Genomic DNA, 21,528 nt, shown 5'->3' on the forward strand with positions numbered 1-21,528 from the left:
GCCGATCAGCCGAACTTCCGCTGCGCGTCGAGCGCCAGCCCAAGCCCGACCGAGCCGAACACATCGCCTTCGATTACCGACGCCTGCGGCACCAGCGCCAGGATCTGCTGCCTGGCCAGCGGGATCGCGGTCGATCCGCCGGTCAGGAACACCGCGGTGATGTCCGAGGCCTTCACCTGTGCGTCGCGGATGGTCTGCTCGACCGTAGCCGCAACACGCTCAATGTCCCTGGCTATGGTGGCTTCGAGACCCTTGCGCGTGATTTCTGCCGTGAACCTCACCTCGGGCAGCGCGACCTCGACATCGGCCGACGATCGGTCCGTCAGCTTGATCTTGGCCTTTTCGACCAGCGCCGCCAGCGCGTGGCCGTAACGATGCTCGACGATGTGGATGAAGCGGTCGACCAGGTCTGCGTGCTCCGCCTCATAGCGGATCTGGCGCAGATGCGTCATCGCCCTCGCGGTATAGACCAGGTTGATGCGCTGCCACGTCGCCAGGTCGATGAAGTAGCTCGCCGGCAGATTACGTTTGCCATCCTTGGTCGGTGAGAGATAGCCGAGCTGCGGCATCACATGGGCGATGCTCAGCAGCCGGTCGAAGTCGGTGCCGCCGATGTGGATGCCGCGGCTGGCCAGGATGTCGTCCTTGCGGTCAAGCGAGCGGGCGCGCTCGGGCGAGACCCGCACGATTGAGAAGTCGGACGTGCCGCCGCCCATGTCGACGATCAGCGCCAGTTCCTCGCGCGTCACCTTTTGTTCGTAGTCGAGCGCCGCGGCAATCGGTTCGAACTGGAAGGCGATCTGCTTGAAGCCGTGGGCACGAGCGGCGTTTTCGAGTTCGTGCTCCGCCTTGGCGTCGGCCTCGGCATCGTCGTCGACGAACTGCACGGGCCGTCCCAGCACGACGCTGTCGACCGCGTCATGGGCTTCTTCTTCCAGCTTCTTTTTCAGATGGCCGACGAACAGGCCGACAATCTCCATGAAGCCGATCGAGCGCGCCTTGATGCGCGTCTTTTCGTGGGCGAGCGAGCTGCCGAGCACACTCTTCAACGAGCGCATCAGGCGGCCTTCGATACTGTCCGTATAATTGGCAAGGGCGCGTCGCCCGAAATAGGTGTGGTTGTCCTCGAAATTGAAGAATACCGCACTGGGCAGCGTGACCTGGCCGTCTTCCAACGCCACCAGCCGCGGCTGCCCGTTCCTGACCACGCTTACGGTGGAATTCGAAGTGCCGAAGTCGATCCCGGCGAATGCTGGTCGCATCGTGCGTTCCTGTATTTCTGATTTGGGGAGCAGCAGCTCGTGTCCGGTCGGGCCGGGGGTCGCGGTCTAACCCATACCCTCGGAAAGGGAAACCACTTTTACGAGAGTTCAGTCTTTCCTGAACACCAGTCTTCCGAGCCAGCCGGTCAGCATGGCAAGCGATACGGCAAAGACACCGTAGAGGAAGGAATAGTCGTGCGCGACGCGGAAGATCGACTGTTCGAAACCGGACTTGCGGATTTCGAGCTGGGCGGAGCTTTCCTTGATGAACAAGCCGCTCTTGAACAGGAAGGCGCGGGCCTTATGGGTGCCGACCGGAACGTTTGGGGCGAGCCTGACGGTGGCGCGGAACAGGTTCTGCGACAGGAACTGCACACCGCCGACATTCTCGCTGTAGAGGCCGGTCGCCGCCTTGCGTTCGCGCAGCGCGGCGGTGAACTCCTCGATTGTCGCCGGGCTGTCCTCCGCGTCGGCCGGCTGCAAATAGAGGTTGGAGGCGCCAAGCGACAGCTGCTTGTAGCTGTTCGGATCGGTGACGTCCTGCAGCGGCCGCGTCGTCGCCACCGAATAGGAGACAGGTACGTTTTTGAAGGTCTCCGACTCCAGATTGACCCAGACGCCGAGCACCCGGTCCTTGCGGCGCACGACGACCGGCCGAGCCGGGCCTTCCAGCACGACGATCACGTCGTAGCGCCCTTGCCGCGCGACAAGCGGATCGGCATTTTCCAGTGAGCCGAAAATGGTCAGGTCGGCGCCGGAAAAGCCGGCGGTAATCGAGACATTGTCGGTGGAAAGGCCGATCTGGATGTTTTCGGTTAGTGGCGCCTGCGCCTTCGCCGGTGGCGCAGCAGCCAGCAGCGACAGCAAGACGGCGGCCGCGAGCGTCCTTAGGCCGGCCATCAGCTCAGGCCCACGCCGGACAGAGAATAGAGATTGGGCGGCGTGACGAAAAGATCGATGGCAAGCCGGATGGCTACCGCCAGCACGAGCAGCGCCAGCAGTGCCCTGAGTTGCTCGCCCCGCAGCCTCTGACCAGCCTTGGCGCCATATTGCGCGCCGGCGACGCCGCCTGCCATCAACAGGAAGGCGAGCATGACGTCGACCGTCTGATTGGTGGTGGCGTGGACCAGCGTGGTGTAAGCCGAGGTGAAGATGATCTGGAACAGCGAGGTGCCGATGACGACGTTGGTCGGCACTTTCAAAAGGTAGATCAGGGCCGGCACCATGATGAAGCCGCCGCCGACGCCCATGATCGAGGACAGGAAGCCAATCGCCGCGCCAAGCCCAAGCACCGGAATGACGCTGACGAAGAGCTTCGAGGCCCTGAACCGCATCTTCAGCGGCAGGCGGTGGATCCAATTATGCTGGCCGGATTTCTTCAACACCGGTGCGGCGCCGCTGCGAGTGGCGCGCAGCGCATTGACGCTCTCGACCAGCATCAGTCCGCCGACGGTGCCGAGCAGCACGACGTAGAGCAGCGAGATGAACAGGTCGAGCTGGCCGAGCCGGCGCAGGAGCGCAAAGACATAGATACCACCAGTCGAGCCGACGATGCCGCCGGCTAAAAGCACGCCGCCAAGCTTGAAGTCGAGCGTGCCGCGCTTCATGTGCGACAGGGCGCCGGAGAAGGAGGAAGCGATGACCTGGTTGGCGCCGGTGGCGACCGCGATTGCCGGCGGTATGTTGTAGAAGATCAGCAGCGGCGTAATGAGAAAGCCGCCGCCCACGCCGAACATGCCCGACAGGAAACCCACCGCCGCACCCATGGCCAGCAGCACGAAGATGTTGACGGAAATTTCCGCGATCGGGAGATAGATGCCCACCCGTCAGTCTCGATCAGTTTGCCTCCTGGCGAATGCAACCGTTGCGGGCATTTTGCGTCAGAAGGCTATCTCGTTCTTGCGCCGGCCGGGCCGTGAAGTCAAACTTCGCCGCACCGCCGAAACAAAAAACAACTCAATCAGTTAACAGGCAAATCTGTGGCAAGGGCGTCGCGGAAACGACGCATCCGCCGTTATTTACGCGCAAGCAGCGCCTTGACCAGCTTTTCGTCGATCGCGCCGGTTGCCTTCATATCGTTGTCGGCCTGGAAGGCCATGATCGCGTTCTTGGTTTTCTGGCCCATCATCCCGTCGGGATTGCCGGCCTCGTAGCCGTTCTTGTTGAGAATGCGCTGGATGTTCTGGACCGCTTTCTTCATGTCGATGCCGGCGGTCGTCTGCGGTGTGCCGTCCTGCCACGATTCAGGAACGTCGGCCGAATTGGCGGTTGGATCGAGCGGCTTGGCCTTCCACAGTTCAGCCGCGGCCCGCGCACGCTCCAGCTGCTCGGGCCTCAGTGCCTTGGCGATCTCGTCGCGCTTGGCCGCCGCATCCTTGTCGCCGGTCTTGGCGACGAGTGCGAACCATTTGTAGCTCTCCTCGAGGTTCTGCTTCATGCCGACGCCCTTCGCCGCGAGGATGCCGAGATTGAACTGGCTATCCTTGACACCGAGATCCGCCGCCGCCTGGAACCAGCGCGCTGCCGATTCATTGTCAGTCACGCCATCCGCCGCCATCGCAAACAGCACGGCAAGATTGTGCATCGCGCTGGCATTGCCCTGCGCTGCGGCAAGCTGGTACCAGGTTTTCGCTTTCTTGATGTCGCGTGCGACGCCGATGCCCTTCTCGTAGAAATTGCCGATGCGGTATTCTGCCGGCGCGAAACCGAGTTCGGCAGCTTTCTCATACCATTTGGTCGCCGCCGCCATGTCTTCTTTGACGCCGCGAGACTCGGCGTAGCGCGAGCCGATCTCGAACAGCGCCTTGGCGTCGCCGCCCGCCGCTGCATCGCGCAGGGCGGCCGGACCGGCATCGGCCGGAACGTCGATCTTGGCAACGCCTGCCGCGGCAGCATCCGCCGGCGGCACCGTGCCGGTCGTGTCCTGCGTCGCAGCGGTGGCTATAGCAGGCGCGGCAGCCATTGGCTCGGCGTCGCTGGCCGTCGCCGCTGCCGGCGCGGGCACTGCGGCCGCGGTGTCTTGCGCCGCCAGGTCAGCGGGCTCCGCGGAAGCCGAGGGCGCCGTCGATGTCTCGGCTGCCGGTGTAGCGGGGCCGGTTTGCGCCGCCGTGTCGTCCTTTGTCATCGATGCGGATGGCTCTGCCTGCCTGACGGTGGGCGACGGCGCGCTCTCCTGTGGTGTCGTCTGCGCGTCCGCCTTCGGCTCGCTGGCAACGCTGGCCAAATTGGTTTCCACCGGCTGTACGGCCACGGCCGGTGCCGCCTCATTGTTGGTGACTTCGACCGGGTCGGAGAAGAAGGCTTTGCCCAGTTGCAGGCCGGCAAGCGCCAGCATAATGGCGATTGCCCCCATCAGGATCGGCTTGCGCCGCGCCTTGAGCAGGTCGCCGATCCTGAGTGCCTTGACCGGGCCTTTCATCGTCGACTGGCGCTTGAGGGCGTCCGCCTCGGCAGCCGCCGCTTGCGCAGCCCGTCTGGCTGCCGCGATGAAGTCCGATTTCGCCGCCTCAGCGCCGCCTTCCCGGGTCGGCTGCCCGCGCTCGTCGCGCACGCGCTTCATGATGGCGCTGAGGTCGGGTGCGCCGGAGCCGGGTTCCAGCGGCCGGTTGGCGAGCTTGGGGTCGAGGGGCTCGTCGAGATCGACGCTCGGTATCTCGGCGCTCTGCGCCGAGCCTGCAAGCGGCGGCATCTCGGCGTCCTTCTTGCCCTTCAAGGCGCGCGCCAGCCCGCCTAACATCGATTTCCTGCCGCCGCCTTGCTCGGATTTTTCACGCGTCGTGTCTGAACCGAGAGCCGCCAGGGCTGCTGCGGCGGCGGCCTCGGCTGGCGTACGCGGACCTGGCTCGTCGCGCACGAGCGCCGCGGCGCGGCCGTCGAGATCGGCCATGCTGCCTGTCAACGGCAGCGGCTGGTCGAGGTCCATCGACGGTGCGTCCTGTACCGAGATCTTGGATGGCCGGCCGAAACGCTTGCTCAACTCCGCGCTTGCCGGTTCGCCCGTCTCCAATGAACCAAGCCTGTCAACGATCTTGAGCAGCGTATCGTGGATAGCCTCGAACGTTCTCGAATTGCGCTCGTCCGAACGCCGCGTCAGTGCCTCGAGCGTCTTCAGGTCCTGGGCGAGGCCGGTAACGGCCGCCGTGTTGGCGCTTGATCCGGCCAGTGAGCGGACGGCGCTCTCAGCCGCCTCGCGCGCCGCGCCGAGGACGGAATCGCGGGTTCCGGCCAGCGACTTCTCGATTTCGTTGAGACGCGGGCTGATGTCGTCGAATTCCGGCAGCGGCGTGCCAGACTTGGAAAGATGCGCCGTCAGGCCGGCGACCTGCGCTTCAAGGCTGCGGATCAACGCCGGGTCGATGCTGGCGACCTGTGCCGCGGACGAATCCAGCCGGCTTGAGATGTCTTCGAGCCGGCTCTCCAGGCCACGGATCGCCGCCTCGTTAGCGGGATCTGGAACGCGCGTCTCAATCCGCTTGGCCAGCGCGGTGAAGCGGGCGTCGATGGCATCCATGATGCCGGCGCTATCGACCTGCGGCATGCGCTGGTCCAGCCTGTCGGCGACCTCGTCCAACCGGTGCTCAAGGTCGCGAAACAGCATGTTGCCTTGTTCGATTGCGTCGCCCTGGCGACGTTCCATCATGCTGGACAGCACGTCGAAGCGCTGCTCGAGCCCCTGGAAGATGTAGTCGGCGTCGGGCATGGCAGGTGCGTGGTCGATCTTGTCGGCAATAAGCGCGACTTGCCTGGCAAGGCGCTCCATCGCCTGTTCCGGCAGATTGGCTCGGCCGGCCAGTTCATCCACGCGGCTCGACAATGTGTTGAGACGGTCGATGACCTCCCGACCCGGACGATCCTGCGACACTTCTTCGATTTGCTGGGCCAGTGAATCGATCCGCTTCTCGATGCGTTCGAAGGGCTCGGGGTCGAACGAATTGGCTTGCGCGGCAACCGTCGAGGCGACGATCGCGCGGGAAATCTCGTCGAGCCGCTCGTCGATCTGACTGAATGTGTCGCCGCCGCGATTGTCCTGCTGGCGGGCGAAATGGTCGACCGCTCCGGCAAGCGTGCGGACCTTTTCCTCGAGCGAGCGCAGCGACAGCGATTCCGGCAGATTGCTGACGGCATTGCTGATCTGTTCGAGCCGCTCCGTTAGCGCCGACAGGCCGGGTGCATCGGAACGCTTGCGCTGATCGGCCTCGACGCGATCCTCGAAAGCGTTCCAGCGGCGGTCGAAATCGTCCCAACGGCGTCCGACCGCCTGCACGCTCTCCTCGCGCGCCAGCGTATCGAGCGCGGCTTTGACCTGCTCAAGCTCGAGCCGCAGCATATTGACGGTTCTGTCGTCGCTTTTTTCGGCCAGTGTCTGGATGGCGCCGGAAAGCCGCTCGAATTCGACGCTGAGTTCGGCGCTGCCTTTGCCGCCGCCATTTGACTGGAAGGCTCGCTCAATATTCTTGCGCAGTACCTCGAACTCGCGTTGCAGGCCGGAGGTCATCTGCTGGCGCAACTCTTCGCGCAGGCCGCGCAATTCGCCGGCGATCTTGCCGGCTAGGGCGACGCCGTCCTCCTGGCCCCGCACCCGGTCGATATCGCGGGCGATCGCCTGGTAATTCTGGTCGAAAGCCGCTGCTGGACCTTTCGACCGCTGCGCGCGTGGATCCTCATACCGGCGCTGCTGGCCATAGGGTTGGGCGCTGGGATAGCGTGGTTCTGCCGCTGGTCGGCGCGGATCGGCGTGGCTTGCCGTCTCCTCGCGCGTCCGCTCCAGCCGCTGCTCCAGAGTTTCCAGGGAGCGGTTGAGCTCTTCAAGCGTCGTGTGCGGCCGGCGTTGCCTGCCGGCGTTGAGTGTATCGAGGTAGGACCGCTTGCTGTTCATCAATGCGCCCGTTTCAGAATTGCTGGCTTTCACCAGGTTCCCAAAGTCCTGCCGGGACGAAGGCGACTGCTTGGCTTGTTGCAGTGGAAGACGAGCTTCCCGGTCTCATCCGCGCTCCGAAAAACCGTGAAAAATTCAGTACAGGATAGACACGGGTAACCGACATGCGCACATTTCGCCCCAACGTGGTAAACAACGCGTTAACCAAGCTTAAGAAGTTGCAACTTTGTCGGCTGGCTGCCGACGGCGCCGGGTGTCTTTTTTTGGACGCGCAAAAGACGTTGTAGAATTTTGATCAGCCGCATGATCGCTCCCGAAATCGGCAACGACCTTTTAGGTTGTCCGCTGGTGCTGCGGCATAAAGTTGCAAGACCAGAACACTCTTGCGTGCTGAGGCGGCTATCGATATAGAATTGACGTAAACGTAAATGAGCGGATTACGCCGTTTGCGATTTGTTTGTTGAAACCACGAGTGGAAGCACGCCCCCGCTTTCACTCAGGCGACGCAAGGTCGGCGACCGCGACGCCACCAGACGGGGAAAGCCAGTGACCATGAAACTTATTTCGCCCGGCCAAGCCGCGGCCAACACCAACGATATGTCGAGCGAAGCCGGTGAAGAGCTTGTCCGCATCGGCGAAATGGCCAAGAAATACGGAGTGACGCTGCGTACGCTGCGTTTCTATGAGGACAAGGGTCTGCTCAACCCGCAGCGCGACGGCTCGACCCGTCTTTATACACGCCGCGACAGGGCCCGGCTGAAGCTGATCCTGCTTGGCCGCAAGGTCGGGTTCTCGCTGCGTGACGTCAAGCAGATGATGGACCTCTACGATCCGAACGGCTCCAACACCAAGCAATTGCGGCTGGCGCTCGACAAGTCGGAGAAGCAGCTTGCCCGCCTGCAGAAGCAGCGGGCGCTGATCGACGATGCCATCAGCGAACTGAGTGCTTCGATGTCGACCGTCCGGCAAATGCTGATCGAGCGCTCGACGCCGCAGGCCAGTGTGGCGAGCTAAACTAAGCTTTCGATTTGTGACGAATAGGAGCCGCGCGGCTTTCGCTGCGTGGTTCTTCGTCGTTTGCCGTGCTTTGTCGTTTGTCGCCCTGGCGCGCGGGAGAAAATTTGCCTCAGCACAGAATTGACGTTTACGCAAACGTCAATATTTGTTATCTCGACCACAACGTTGGTCCGTCTGCCATCCTCATATGCTGGGGCTGATTTCGGGGCCAAGACCGCATGGTGGAGGAAACGCATGCCGATCTACAGAGCGCCGGTCCGGGACACGCTGTTCGTGCTGAACGAAGTGCTGGGATATCAGCGTTATTCCAATCTTCCCGGATTTTCCGACGCCACACCTGATGTGCTCGAGGCCATCCTTGCCGAGGGCGCGAAGCTCGCCGAAAACGTGATGCAGCCGCTGAACCGCGTTGGCGACGTGGAAGGCTGCATGCGCCATGACGACGGTTCGGTAACGACGCCGAAAGGCTTCAAGGAAGCTTTCGACCAGTATCGCGAAGGCGGCTGGATGGGGCTCGCGGCACCTGTCGAGTTTGGCGGGCAAGGCTTGCCCTACGCGGTGCACACTGCGGTTGCCGAATACATGGTGTCGGCCAATATGTCGCTGATGATGTATGCCGGCCTGACGCAAGGCGCGATCGCTGCGATCATCACCCATGGCACCAAAGAGCAGAAGGCAACATGGTTGCCGAAGCTGGTCGAGGGCGCCTGGACCGGCACCATGAACCTGACCGAGCCACACTGCGGAACCGATCTTGGCTTGCTGCGCACCAAGGCCGTCCCCAATGGCGACGGCACCTACAGGATCTCCGGTCAGAAGATCTTCATCTCTGCCGGCGAGCATGACATGTCGGACAATATCGTCCATCTGGTGCTGGCCCGTATCGAGGGCGCGCCGGATGGCGTGAAGGGCATCTCGCTGTTCATCGTGCCGAAGCTCAAGCTCGATGCCTCAGGCAATCCGGACGAGAAGAACACCGTCTCCTGTGGCTCGATCGAGCAGAAGATGGGTATCCATGGCAACTCGACCTGCGTCATGAATTACGACGACGCTGAAGGCACGCTGCTCGGCGAGGCCAATGGCGGGCTGAAAGCAATGTTCACCATGATGAATGAGGCGCGGCTTGGCGTCGGCCTGCAGGGCCTCTCGCTATCGGAGGTCGCCTATCAGAATGCGGTTTCCTACGCCAAGGACCGTCTGCAGGGCCGCTCGCTGTCAGGACCGAAGGCGCCGGACAGGAAGGCCGATCCGATCATTGTCCATCCGGACATCCGCCGCAGCCTGATGACCATGAAGGCGTTCAACGAGGCCGGGCGCGCGCTGGCGCTGTGGACGGCAATCAAGTCCGACATCGCTCACCGCTCCGGTGACGACAAAGATCGCCAGGTCGCAGACGACTATACCGGCCTGATGACGCCGGTGGTCAAGGGCGTGCTCACCGACAAGGGTTTCGATCACGCGGTAATGGCGCAGCAGGTGTTCGGCGGCCACGGCTATATAGAAGAACACGGCATGAGCCAGTTCGTCCGCGATGCCCGCATAGCCATGATCTATGAGGGTGCCAACGGCATCCAGGCGCTCGATCTCGTCGGCCGCAAGCTGGCCTTGAATGGCGGCCGCGCGGTCCAGGCCTTCTTTAGGGAAGTCGGAGAGTTCTGCGAGGAGAACCGCACCGACGAGACGATGGCGCCCTTCACCAAGGCGCTTAAAAAGGGCCTCAACGATCTGCAGGCGGCGACGATGTGGCTGGTGCAGAACGGCATGGCCAAGCCCGACAATGCCGGTGCCGCCTCGACCGACTACATGCATCTCTTCGGCCTGGTGGCGCTGGGCTATATGTGGGCCCGGATGGCCAGGGTGGCCGCAGCGAAATTGGCTGATGGCGCTGACGGCGCTTCGTCTTTCTACGACAACAAGCTGGTGACGGCGCGCTTCTTCATAGAGCGGATCATGCCGGAAACGTCGGCGCATCTTGCCCGCATCTCCAGCGGTGCCGACACATTGATGGCACTGCCGGCGGAAGCGTTCTAGCTTCGGCGTTCCCCTCCCCTCGAGGGGAGGGTGGCCCGAAGGGCCGGGAGGGGTCCTGCGTGCAGTGCGCCGACCTCCATTCTGGTGCATGCCTTGGAGGAAAATGATCGCAATGCCGTGGCACATGGCGCAGGTTGTAAAAGATAAGGTCGAGCAAGTCATCGGCGACCCCACCCGGCCGCTTCGCGGCCACCCTCCCCTCGAGGGGGAGGGGAACGTCGGCGCGAGGGAGAAACCATGACCCACCCCGCCGAAATCCTTGGCCTTCCCAAGCCCGCCTGGGCGGCGGACGAGGTCGGCATGCTTTACGACATGGCGCACCGCTTCATGTCGGAAGAGATCGCGCCGCGTTACGACGAGTTCGAGAAGAACGAAATGGTCGACCGCGAGAGCTGGCTGAAGGCGGGTGCTGCCGGCCTGCTGTGCGCCTCGATGCCGGAGGAATATGGCGGATCGGGCGGCACCTTCGCGCATGAGAGCGCCATTATCGAGGCGATCGGCCATGTCGGCGTCGACGGGTTCGGCATTGGCCTGCACAATTCGATCGTTGCCCCCTATATCCTCCACTACGGCTCGGAGGAGCAGAAGAAGAAGTGGCTGCCGAGGCTGGCGAGCGGCGAGCTGATCGGCGCCATCGCCATGACCGAGCCCGGTGCGGGCTCCGACCTTCAGGGCGTCAAGACGCGCGCCGAAAAGGACGGCAACCAGTACAAGCTCAACGGCTCGAAGACCTTTATCACCAACGGCCAGCTCGCCAATTTCATCATCGTCGTTGCCAAGACCGATCCTGAGAAGGGCGCCAAGGGCATCTCGCTGATCGTCGTCGAGACCGACGAGGTGGAGGGTTTCGAGCGCGGCCGCAACCTCGACAAGATCGGCCTCAAGGCCAACGACACGTCGGAACTGTTCTTCAACGACGTACGTGTGCCGACCTCGAACCTGCTCGGCAACGACGAAGGCCAGGGCTTCGTCCAGTTGATGCAACAATTGCCGCAGGAGCGGCTGCAGATCGGCACCACTGCTATTGCCATGGTCGAGCGGGCGCTGGCGCTTACCATCGACTACGTCAAGGAGCGCAAGGCCTTCGGCAAGGCCATCATCGAATTCCAGAACACCCAGTTCAAGCTTGCCGAATTGAAGACCGAGGCGACCATCGGCCGCGTCTTCTATAATGACTGCGTTGCACGCCACATTAACGGCGGCCTCGACCCGGTGACCGCTTCGATGGCCAAATACTGGCTGTCAGACCTGCAAGGAAAAGTCGTCGACGAATGCCTTCAATTGCATGGCGGCTATGGCTACATGAATGAATATCCGATTGCGCGCATGTTTCGCGACGCCCGCGTCCAGCGCATCTACGGGGGCACCAACGAGATCATGAAATTGCTGATCGGGCGCTCGCTCTGAGCGACTTTTCGGCAAACCCAAGGAGCAGGAAAATGGCCGAAGCTTATGTCTATGATGCCGTGCGCACGCCGCGCGGCAGGGGCAAGAAGGATGGCTCTCTGCACGAAGTGCCGGCGGTGCGGCTCGGCGCTAAGGTGCTCGAGGCCATCCGCGACCGCAACGGGCTGGACACCGGTACCGTCGACGACATCATCTTCGGCTGTGTCGATCCGGTTGGCGAGGCGGGTGCGGTCATTCCACGTGCTGCTGCTTTCGAGGCCGGCTACGACACCAAGGCGCCTGGCATGCAGATATCGCGTTTCTGCGCCTCGGGCCTCGACGCCATCAATTTCGGCGCCGCCAAGATCGCGCAGGGCGCCGACGAGGTCGTCATCGCCGGTGGCGTCGAATCGATGTCGCGCGTCGGCATGGGCGCCTCCGGCGGCGCCTGGTTCATGGACCCATCGGTCGGCCTGCCCGGCTGGTTCGTGCCGCAAGGAATCTCGGCCGACCTGATCGCCACCAAATACGGCTTTTCGCGCGACGACGTCGATGCCTACGCAGTCGAAAGCCAGAAGCGTGCCGCCAAGGCGTGGGGCGAGGGCCGGTTCAAGAATTCGGTGATCTCGGTCAAGGACCAGAACGGCCTGACCATCCTCGACCACGACGAACATATGCGGCCCTCGACCGACATGCAGTCGCTAGCCGCACTCAATCCGTCCTTTGTCATGCCGGGCGAAATGGGCGGCTTCGACGCCGTCGCCGTGCAGAAGCATCCCGAGGTGGAACAGGTCAACCACGTCCACCATGCCGGCAATTCCTCCGGCATCGTCGATGGCGCGGCGGCCGTGCTGCTCGGCTCGAAAAAGGCGGGAAAGACGCTCGGCCTCAAGCCGCGCGCACGCATCCGTGCGTTCGCCAACATCGGCTCCGAACCGGTGCTGATGCTGACCGGCCCCGTCGACGTCACCGAGAAGCTGTTGAAGCGGGCGAAGATGAAGTTGTCGGACATCGACCTGTTCGAGCTCAACGAGGCCTTCGCTTCGGTGGTGCTGCGCTATATGCAGGCATTCGACATTCCGCATGATCGGATCAACGTCAATGGTGGTGCCATCGCCATGGGCCATCCGCTCGGCGCCACCGGTGCGATGATCTTCGGTACGGTGCTGGATGAATTGGAACGCCGCGACCTCAACACCGCGCTGGTGACGCTTTGCATCGGCGCCGGCATGGGCACCGCAACGATCATCGAACGCGTCTGACGGAGAGAGATGATGAGCTACACCAATTTCACCCTCGACATCGACGCCGACGGCATTGCGCTGGTCACCTGGGACATGCCGGACCGTTCGATGAACGTCTTCACCGAGGAGGTGGTGCTCGAACTGAATACCATCGTCGACAAAGTGGCGAGCGATGTAGCGATAGAGGGCGCGGTGATCACCTCCGGCAAGGATACGTTCTCGGGCGGCGCCGATATCACCATGCTGCAGAAGATGCTGGCGACCTTCGCCGCCGACAAGGCGAAGGACCCGGAGAAGGCGACCAAGGCGCTGTTCGACAATGCGGGCACCATGAACGGCCTGTTCCGTAAGCTGGAAACTTCCGGAAAGCCATGGGTTTCGGCGATCAACGGCACATGCATGGGCGGCGCGTTCGAATTGTCGCTCGCCTGCCATGGCCGTGTCGCGGCCGATTCAGACAAAGTGAGGATGGCGCTTCCCGAAGTGAAGATCGGCATTTTTCCGGGCGCCGGCGGCACCCAGCGCGTGCCACGGCTGACCGACCAGCAGCAGGCGCTGCAAATGCTGACGTCCGGCCAGACGCTGTTGCCTCAGAAGGCCAAGTCGATGGGCCTGATCCATGAGATTGCCGAGCCGGACAAGCTGGTCGAAACCGCCAAGGCGATGATCAAGAACGGCTTGAAACCGGTGGCGCCATGGGATGAAAAGGGCTTCAAGCTGCCCGGCGCCCCGATCTATTCGGTGGCCGGTGCCAATCTGTGGCCGCCGGCCATCGCCATTCTGCGCCGAGAGACCTATGGCAATTATCCCGCCGCTGCCGCCATCCTGAAATGCGTTTACGAGGGCTTGTTGGTGCCGTTCGACACCGCCCTGCGGATCGAGCAACGCTATTTCACCGAGATTATGCAGACCAGGGAAGCGGCAGCGATGATCCGTTCGCTGTTCGTGTCGCTCCAGGAACTGAACAAGGGCGCGCGCCGCCCGGCCGGTGTGCCGGAAACGAAGTTCAAGAAGATTGGCGTACTCGGCGCCGGCTTCATGGGCGCTGGCATTGCCTATGTGACGGCCAAGGCCGGCATTCCGGTGGTGCTGCTCGACCGTGACATGGAGTCCGCCGCCAAGGGCAAGGGGCATTCCGAGACCCTTATCTCGGATCAGGTGAAGAAGGGCCGTGCCAAGCCGCAGGACAAGGATCGGTTGCTGTCGCTGATCACGCCGACGGCCGATTACGCGGATCTTGCCGGCTGCGATCTTGTGGTCGAGGCGGTGTTCGAGGACTCGGCCATCAAGAAGGATGCCACCGAACAGGCCGAGGCTGTGCTCAAGCAGTCGGCGATCTTCGCCTCGAATACGTCGACCATACCGATCACATCGCTGGCCAGGAATTCGGCGCGGCCAAAGAATTTCATCGGCATCCACTTCTTCTCGCCGGTCGACAAGATGATGCTGGTCGAGATCATCCTCGGCAAGAAGACCGGCGACAAGGCGCTGGCCACCGCGATCGACTTCGTCCGCGCCATCAAGAAGACGCCGATCGTCGTCAACGATACGCGCGGTTTTTACGTCAATCGCTGCGTACTGCGCTACATGTCGGAAGCCTACAAGATGCTGATCGAAGGTGTTCCGGCGCCGATGATCGAGAATGCGGCGAAAGCCGCCGGCATGCCGGTCGGTCCTCTGGCGTTGACCGACGAGACCGCGATCGACCTTGCCCAGAAGATCATGAAGCAGACCATGCGCGACCTCGGCGACAAGGCGGTCGATCCGAAGCAGATGGCGCTGATCAACACGATAGTCGACACGCATGGTCGCTTGGGCCGCAAGAACGGCAAGGGCTTCTATGACTATCCGGCAAAACCGGCCAAGAAGAAGCTGTGGCCAGGCCTCAGGGATCTCTACCCGCAGCTGGCGCCGGAGCAGGTCGATTATGAGGAACTGAAGCAGCGGCTGCTGGTCACCATCGCGCTTGAGGCGGTACGGGTGATGGAAGAGGGCATCGTTACCGACCCACGCGAGGCCGATGTCGGCTCGATCCTGGCCTTCGGCTTCGCGCCCTATACAGGCGGTGCACTGTCCTACATCGACGGCATCGGCGCTAAGAAATTCGTCAAAATCGCCAAGCGCCTGCAGAAGAAATACGGCACCGAGTTCAAGGCGCCGAAGCTGCTGCTTGATATGGCCGAGAAGGGCGAGACCTTCTACGAGCGCTTCGATCCCTATACCAGGGACGAGGCCAAGGAGGCAGCCTGACGCCGTCTTCAGCGGTGGACAAGATGGCGGCCAAGGGGTAGAACAGAGAAGGTATTTTTTCCTGTTTCGAAGGAAGAGCAAGGTGCTCTCGCACGACCGCGTTTGGGCCGCCATCGACGCTCTCGCCGAGCGTTATTCGCTTTCGGCCTCCGGACTGGCCAGGCGCGCAGGCCTCGACTCGACCGCCTTCAACAAATCGAAGCGGCTGTCCTCAGATGGACGGCCGCGCTGGCCGTCGACCGAATCGCTGGCCAAGATCATTGAGGCGACCGGCGCCTCGCTGGACGAATTTGCGGGGCTGGTCGAGGGTCGGGGTAATTCCGGCGCACTATCCGTGCAGAGATCGTCGGTGCCGCTGCTCGGCTTCGCCCAGGCGGGCGCCGGTGGCTTCTTCGACGACGCCGGGTTTCCAGCGGGGCAGGGATGGGACCTGATCGAGCTTCCGGCACGGGCAACCGAGACCTCCTATGCCTTGAAGGTCCAGGGCGATTCCATGCTGCCGCTCTATCGCAATGGCGATGTCCTGATCGTCGAGCCGGGGGCTACCATACGAAAGGGTGATCGCGTCGTCGTCAAGACCAATGCCGGCGAGGTGATGGCCAAGGTGCTCGACCGCCAGACACCGAGGTCGATCGCGCTGGTCTCCCTCAATCCCGATCACCCGGACCGCGACATCCCCATGCGCGATGTCGAATGGGTGGCGCGGATTGTCTGGGCAAGCCAGTAGGCGCGGGGCCGGTGCGTCTGCCTCACCTTGCCTTGGCTGTTCTGGCGATCCCGGCGATGGCCACGGCAATTGTCGCCGGCGGCCGCGCCGTCCAGAGCGAAAGCGGCGGCCCCTGGGAGCAAATCCAGGTCGGCGCTGAACCGCAGCCCGCCGCGCCGGCTACGTCGGCCATCCCGAAACCAGTGCCAGCCAAGCAGGCGGCGCATTCGAGGGCAATCGATCCAGACATCGTGGTGCCGCCGCAGCTCGGTTCCAACGAGCTTGAACGGATAGAGCCGCGCGCCCCGTTGAGCGATCTGGCATTGGCCGGACCGCCCAAGCCGCCAAAAACGAAAATGCCCGACGACTGGAAAGGCACGAAACTATTCCAGCCCGTCGCGTCGGCCGCCGGGGTCATCGAAGCAAAGGGCTATTCGATTGCGGTTTCCGGTATCGACATCGTCAAGCAGGAGGAGACTTGCACCGACGGCGGCGAGTCCTGGAATTGCGGCATTCGGGCGCGAACGGCCTTCCGCGCCTTTCTCCGCAGTCGTGCGGTGGTCTGTGCCGTGCCGCCCGAAGGCGGTCGTGATCTGATCGCCGCCGAGTGCCGGATCGGCAATCAGGATATCGGCCAATGGCTGGTCGAAAATGGCTGGGCGCGCGCCGCCAAGGGCGGCCCTTACGCAGAAGCCGGCGAGAAGGCGCGTGCAGCAAAAAAAGGCGTCTTCGGGCCGGCGCCGAGCGTTTCAGGCCTGCCGCCGCTCCCGGCTGCTGCGTCGCGATCCGCGCCTGTAGCGCCTAGCTCGATCCTGGAGGAGCAAGACGGCGTCCTCATGCCGCCAGCTGACCAGCCAGCGCCCGCTGAATGAGCTCGCGCGTTTCGGCGATGCCGTAGAGCCCGGCGAAGGAGCCGAAGCGCGGCCCGCGTTCCTGACCTATCAGCACCTGATAGATCATCTGGAAGAAGGCGACGGAGACACCGGGTCCGCCCTCCGGGCTCTGCTTGGAATGATCCTGGTAGCGCTCGATCTTGCGCGCAACATTGAGGGCAGCGTTCTGGATTGCCTCGCTGTCGGCATCAGCCGGCAGCGCGGCGAGCGCTTCCGAAAGCTTGGTCAGCGCCTCGCGCTCGACCGCGTCGGCAGCACGGTACACTTTCGCCGGCTTCACGAAATCGTCGAAATAGCGGATGGCATATTCGGCCAGCCGGTCGAGCTCGGGATGGGTTGTCGGCGTCACACCCGGCGCGTGGCGCGAAATGAAACCCCACAGCACGTCCCTGTTCTGCGCATTCGAGGCGCTGACCAGGTTGAGCAGCAGCGAGAACGGAACCGGCAGGTCGACTGCCGGGGGATTGCCGTCATGCATGTGCCAGACCGGATTGCCCAGCCGCTCCTTCCAGTCCTGCCTCTGATAGGCAGAGAGGAACGTGTAATATTCGTCTACCGCCTTCGGGATGACGTCGAAATAAAGCTTCTTCGCGGTTCGCGGGCGCTGGAACATATAAAGGCTAAGGCTCTCGGTCGGCGCGTAAGTCAGCCACTCGTCGATGGTCAGCCCATTGCCCTTCGACTTCGAGATCTTCTGGCCGTTCTCATCGAGGAACAGCTCATAATTGAAGCCCTCGGGTGCCGGAGCATCGAGCGCGCGGCAAATCTGCCCGGCGAGCTTGACGGAATCGATCAGATCCTTGCCGGACATCTCGTAATCGACGCCGAGTGCTGCCCAGCGCATCGCCCAATCTGGCTTCCATTGCAGCTTGGCATGACCGCCGGTCACCGGCGTCTCGAAGCGCTCGCCGGTGTCCGGGTCGCGCCACACGATGGTGCCGGCGTCGAGCTTGCGCTCGTCGATCGCGACTTGCATGACGATGCCGGTCTTGGGATGGATCGGCAGGAAGGGCGAATAGCTCAGCGCCCGCTCCTCGCGCAGTGACGGCAGCATAATTGCCATCACCTTATCGAAGCGCTCGAGCATCTTGAGCAGCGTCCCGTCGAAGCGGCCGGAAGTATAATAGTCGGTCGAGGAAGCGAATTCGTAATCGAAGCCGAAACGGTCGAGGAAAGCGCGCAGCCGTGCGTTATTGGCGGCGCCGAAGGACGGATACTCATTGGAGAACGGGTCCGGTATCCTGGTCAGGGGCTTGCCGAGATAGGCGCGCAGCATGTCCTTGTTAGGCACATTGTCCGGCACCTTGCGCAATCCGTCCATGTCGTCGGAGAAGCACAGCAGCCGCGTCTTGACCTTGTCTTCAGTCAGCACGCGGAAAGCGTGGCGCACCATAGATGTGCGCGCCACCTCGCCGAACGTGCCGATGTGCGGCAGGCCGGACGGGCCGTAGCCGGTCTCGAACAGCACCGTTTCCGGGTAGCCGCTGCTCGCGTAGCGGGCGACGATCTTTTTCGCTTCCTCGAATGGCCACGCCTTGCTTTCGGCGGCGGCGGCGAGGACTTCCGGGCTGAGATCGATCGGCTGTCGTTCGGCCATGATGCTATTCCTGCAACTTTGCCGGCATCGATGCCGGCAGCCGCATGCTCTAGACCATGATCCCGAAAAGTGGAACCCGGTTTTCGGGCAGGACCGTGATCAGGCAAGAAGATTAAGCGCCCCCGTCCCGATAGTCAGGATGGATCAAGTTCCAAGGCGTGATCGGAGCGCCAACGATCGCGGCTGTTTTTCCTTGCGGCGCCGGTCCCTCGTTCCTAACTTCGGGACCATCTCAAGGAGTTGTAAATGCCATTGTCGCCACACGAAGGCATGATCTACCTGATGGTCATCACCTCGGCGTCAGACCGCGACATGACCGACGTCGAACTGGCGCGGATCGGCGACGTCGTTCGATCCTGGCCGGTGTTTGAGGATTTCAACCAGGAGCGGCTGGTCGAGGTCGCCCAGGCCTGCCAGAAAATGCTGCATGAAAAGGATGGGCTGGAGGGCGTCCTGGCGCGCGTCGCCGAGGCGCTGCCCGAACGCCTGCGTGACACCGCCTATGCCGCCGCCTTCGAGGTCGCAGCTGTCGATCTCGAAATGCGCCTGGAGGAGGTACGCGTTCTGCAGCTCGTCCGCCGGGAACTCGACCTCGATGCGCTGACGGTCGCCGCCATTGCCCGAGCCGCCAAGGCCCGCCTTCGCACACTGACCTGAGCCGGCGGCCAAGCTCAGAAAAAACTGACGGGAAAATAGCGCAGATAGAACTCGGCGAACGTGCCTTTCACCGAGATTTCCTGCAGCGCGTAGTCGAAAGCGGCGGCCAGTGCCGGATCGTCGGCCCTGGTGGCGATTGCCATGCCTGAGCCGAGATATTCGGGCGCCAGATAGGGGCCTCCGGCAAAGCGGCAGCAGCCCGCTGCATCCGAACCGCCGAGCCAGAAGGCGAAACGCATGCCGTCGCCGAAGGCGGCGTCGATCTTGCCGGCTTTCAGCTCACCATAAAGCTCCTCCGGCTTTGCGAACGGGACGATTTGGACGTCGCCGAAATAATCGCGCAGCATCCGCTCGTGCGCGGAGCCGGCGATCACGCCGACACGCTTGCTGCGCAGCTTGTCGAACATTGGTTCGGTCAGCGCCTGTGTCTTCAGCATGATGAAGCGGGCCGGAAATTGCAGGTAGGAGCGTGAAAATGCGTATTTCGACCGCGACTCCGGCGTCGCGGCGATGCCGGCAATGATCGCTTCGCCCTCGCCCTTCCCGAGCGCACCTTCGAGCTCGGCCCAGGGCAGCGCCTGGATCTGGCATTTTTCGGCAACGCCGAGCTCGGCGCAGATGGCGCGCGCCAGGTCGACATGGAAGCCCGACAGCCGGCCTGTCCCATCGAGGAAATTGAACGGCGGGAAATCCGTGGTGGTCAGGAATCGCAGCCGCGGCAGCATCGAAAGGTCCGGCTTTGGCAGCCGCTCCTTGGCGTCCCAGAACACGGGCACCTGCGGCTCCGCGGCGAGCGCAGCAGCCGCAAGCGATTGCGCTCCGATCAATATCGAGATCAATGAAATGGATATGCGCCGAAACGCCACGCGACGACTCCGTTCGGTCTTGCCCCGGCTTTCGTACGAAATAACACAGGTTTTTGTACGAAAAAAACACAGGTGCGACGGTTTTTGGTTTCATCATTGCAATTTAGGGATATTGTTTAGTGAGTTTGCAAGTGACTGCGTGATGCCGGCTGAAGAGGAGCAGTAGGACGCACAGGGGAGGCAGCTTTGCAGTCCGGGGTTGATGGCGTGGTGCGGGTTGATCACTGCCATTGGCCTCAAGAGCGGAAGGCAACATGGGGTAGATGTTGCGATGGGTCATTTCGATCGTACGCTGGAGTTGATAGATCAGTTGCAGCACGCCGGCACAGCCGCCGCCGTCTGCGAAAAGCTGTTGGGGGTAACAAGCGGGTTCGGGCTGACGGCGCTGATGGCCGGGACGGTTCCGCAACCTGGCACGCCGAGAAACCAGCAAAAGGACCATGTGCTGCTCTGCGACTGGCCGGCTGAATGGCTTGAACGCTACGTCGCGCGCAACTACGTCGATCACGACCCCGTCGTCAGCCACATGAAGCAGCTTCAAGCGCCATTCCAGTGGCGGGAAGCATCTCAGGGCATCCGCATCGGCAAGAGCGGCGGCGAGGTGATGGGCGATGCCGGGGAATTCAAGCTGCGCGACGGGTTGGCCTTTCCGCTAATCACGCTCGATGGCCAGATCGTCATGGTGTCGCTAGGCGGCGAGGCTGTCGAATTGTCGAGCGCCGATTTCGGGTTGGTGTCGCTGGTCTCGACTTATGCGATTGGCCGCGCAATGCAGCTCCACACCATGGCGGGCAAAACCATCGATCATGTCGAATTAACGCCGCGTGAGCGCGAATGCCTGCAATGGGCTGCTGTTGGCAAGTCCGAATGGGAGATTTCACAAATTCTCGGCATTTCGGAACACACGTCAGAGAAACACCTTCTTAACGCCAAAAGCAAACTCGGTGCCGTCAACCGGGTCCAGGCCGTCGCGGAAGCGATAAGGCGCGGCTATATTAACTAGGTCGGCCGCGCCGGCCTAGAAATTCTTGCTTGCGTGATCGCGTAATTTTTTTGGGAAAGCACGGCCGTATCTTCCTATTGAAACTAGGAGACGGCAAATGCTTTTTTCCCTCACAACCCAGGAACTGATGGAACGGCCCGACCTCTGGGAGGCAGTTCATCGTTTGCGTTACAGAGTTTTCGTCGAAGAGATGGGATGGACCGATCTGCAGCGCCCTGATGGCCTCGAGATCGATCAATTCGACCACGACGAGGCAGTGCACCAGATCGTCATCCGCAATGGCGAGCTCGCCGGTTATCAGCGGATGTTGCCGACAACCCGGGCCCATCTTCTAACCGATGTGCTGGCGGACCTTTATGAGGGAACCCCACCGTCGGGCCCGAATGTCTATGAACTGACCCGCTATGCGGTTGCGCCGGGATTCCGCGACGGTCGGCGCGGCGTGTCGACGGTCGGCACCGAGCTGATCGCCGGCTTCGTCGAGTGGGGTCTGAAGCGCAACGTCAACCAGGTGATCATCGAATTCGAGCCGATGTGGGTGCTTCGCGCGCTGCAGCTGCATTTCCTTGCAACGCCGCTCGGTTACCAGCGTACCTATGGCAACCAGCAGGTGGTTGCCACACTGCTCACCTTCAACGAGCACACGCTCGACGTGGTGCGTTCGCGCCGCAACCACTTTGCGCCGGTGCTGGCCAGAGGGTACCCGGACATGCTCGGACAGAGACGCGCCTCGTGAGATTG

The 21,528-nt window shown here is 62.5% G+C and carries 16 protein-coding genes; 10 read left to right on the plus strand and 6 right to left on the minus strand.

Annotation, left to right across the window (positions count from 1 at the left end):
- Nucleotides 1–5: 5 nt before the first annotated feature.
- The 4 genes from NKH59_RS19730 to NKH59_RS19745 form a co-directional block, all read right to left on the minus strand.
- Nucleotides 6–1,262, minus strand: a complete 1,257-nt coding sequence (locus NKH59_RS19730; RefSeq protein WP_352470096.1) for an Hsp70 family protein — start codon at nucleotides 1,260–1,262, stop codon at nucleotides 6–8.
- Nucleotides 1,263–1,370: 108 nt separating this feature from the next.
- On the minus strand, nucleotides 1,371–2,162 hold the full coding sequence (locus NKH59_RS19735; protein WP_352448631.1) for a TIGR02186 family protein: 792 nt from the start codon (nucleotides 2,160–2,162) through the stop codon (nucleotides 1,371–1,373).
- On the minus strand, nucleotides 2,162–3,085 hold the full coding sequence (locus NKH59_RS19740) for a sulfite exporter TauE/SafE family protein (protein ID WP_023676949.1): 924 nt from the start codon (nucleotides 3,083–3,085) through the stop codon (nucleotides 2,162–2,164). The genes NKH59_RS19735 and NKH59_RS19740 overlap by 1 nt, the downstream gene beginning before the upstream one ends.
- Before the next feature lie 191 nt (nucleotides 3,086–3,276).
- Nucleotides 3,277–7,137, minus strand: coding sequence for a peptidoglycan-binding protein (locus NKH59_RS19745; RefSeq protein ID WP_353022791.1), 3,861 nt, complete (start codon nucleotides 7,135–7,137; stop codon nucleotides 3,277–3,279).
- 552 nt (nucleotides 7,138–7,689) lie between these two features.
- Between NKH59_RS19745 and NKH59_RS19750 the strand changes: the two genes are divergently transcribed.
- From NKH59_RS19750 to NKH59_RS19780, 7 genes are all read left to right on the plus strand, one after another.
- Nucleotides 7,690–8,151, plus strand: coding sequence for a MerR family transcriptional regulator (locus NKH59_RS19750; protein WP_023677331.1), 462 nt, complete (start codon nucleotides 7,690–7,692; stop codon nucleotides 8,149–8,151).
- Between the two features lie 237 nt (nucleotides 8,152–8,388).
- Entirely contained in the window at nucleotides 8,389–10,185 is a 1,797-nt protein-coding gene (locus NKH59_RS19755) for an acyl-CoA dehydrogenase (RefSeq protein WP_352541292.1), read from the plus strand.
- 237 nt (nucleotides 10,186–10,422) lie between these two features.
- Nucleotides 10,423–11,592 carry an acyl-CoA dehydrogenase family protein gene (locus tag NKH59_RS19760; RefSeq protein WP_352977709.1) on the plus strand — a complete coding sequence of 390 codons (1,170 nt, stop codon included), beginning with the start codon at nucleotides 10,423–10,425 and terminating at the stop codon, nucleotides 11,590–11,592.
- A 32-nt stretch (nucleotides 11,593–11,624) separates the two neighbouring features.
- The gene (locus tag NKH59_RS19765) at nucleotides 11,625–12,833 is read left to right on the plus strand and encodes an acetyl-CoA C-acetyltransferase (protein ID WP_352541294.1); all 1,209 of its coding nucleotides are present in this window, start codon (nucleotides 11,625–11,627) and stop codon (nucleotides 12,831–12,833) included.
- A gap of 12 nt (nucleotides 12,834–12,845) precedes the next feature.
- Nucleotides 12,846–15,065 carry a 3-hydroxyacyl-CoA dehydrogenase NAD-binding domain-containing protein gene (locus tag NKH59_RS19770; protein ID WP_353022792.1) on the plus strand — a complete coding sequence of 740 codons (2,220 nt, stop codon included), beginning with the start codon at nucleotides 12,846–12,848 and terminating at the stop codon, nucleotides 15,063–15,065.
- 82 nt (nucleotides 15,066–15,147) lie between these two features.
- Complete coding sequence (locus NKH59_RS19775) at nucleotides 15,148–15,792, plus strand: S24 family peptidase (protein WP_352501699.1); 645 nt, start codon at nucleotides 15,148–15,150, stop codon at nucleotides 15,790–15,792.
- 11 nt (nucleotides 15,793–15,803) lie between these two features.
- Nucleotides 15,804–16,643 carry a thermonuclease family protein gene (locus tag NKH59_RS19780; protein WP_353022794.1) on the plus strand — a complete coding sequence of 280 codons (840 nt, stop codon included), beginning with the start codon at nucleotides 15,804–15,806 and terminating at the stop codon, nucleotides 16,641–16,643.
- Here the strand turns inward: NKH59_RS19780 and NKH59_RS19785 are convergent.
- A complete protein-coding gene (locus NKH59_RS19785; protein ID WP_353022795.1) occupies nucleotides 16,606–18,261 on the minus strand; it encodes a lysine--tRNA ligase in 1,656 nt (551 codons plus the stop codon). The genes NKH59_RS19780 and NKH59_RS19785 overlap by 38 nt on opposite strands.
- A 246-nt stretch (nucleotides 18,262–18,507) precedes the next feature.
- On the opposite strand from NKH59_RS19785, the gene NKH59_RS19790 reads away from it, so the two are divergent.
- Complete coding sequence (locus tag NKH59_RS19790; RefSeq protein WP_353022797.1) at nucleotides 18,508–18,918, plus strand: tellurite resistance TerB family protein; 411 nt, start codon at nucleotides 18,508–18,510, stop codon at nucleotides 18,916–18,918.
- 14 nt (nucleotides 18,919–18,932) lie between these two features.
- Here the strand turns inward: NKH59_RS19790 and NKH59_RS19795 are convergent, their stop codons facing one another.
- The gene (locus NKH59_RS19795; RefSeq protein ID WP_353022799.1) at nucleotides 18,933–19,784 is read right to left on the minus strand and encodes an ABC transporter substrate-binding protein; all 852 of its coding nucleotides are present in this window, start codon (nucleotides 19,782–19,784) and stop codon (nucleotides 18,933–18,935) included.
- A gap of 271 nt (nucleotides 19,785–20,055) precedes the next feature.
- Between NKH59_RS19795 and NKH59_RS19800 the strand changes: the two genes are divergently transcribed.
- Nucleotides 20,056–20,787: a helix-turn-helix transcriptional regulator gene (locus NKH59_RS19800; protein ID WP_352470107.1), complete on the plus strand. Its 732-nt coding sequence runs from the start codon at nucleotides 20,056–20,058 to the stop codon at nucleotides 20,785–20,787.
- A 97-nt stretch (nucleotides 20,788–20,884) separates the two neighbouring features.
- Nucleotides 20,885–21,523 (plus strand): acyl-homoserine-lactone synthase, encoded by a 639-nt coding sequence (locus NKH59_RS19805; RefSeq protein WP_023677342.1) that lies wholly within the window; start codon nucleotides 20,885–20,887, stop codon nucleotides 21,521–21,523.
- Nucleotides 21,524–21,528: the final 5 nt, after the last annotated feature.

Source organism: Mesorhizobium sp. M0998, from assembly GCF_040318885.1.
In the GTDB taxonomy this organism is placed as follows: domain Bacteria; phylum Pseudomonadota; class Alphaproteobacteria; order Rhizobiales; family Rhizobiaceae; genus Mesorhizobium.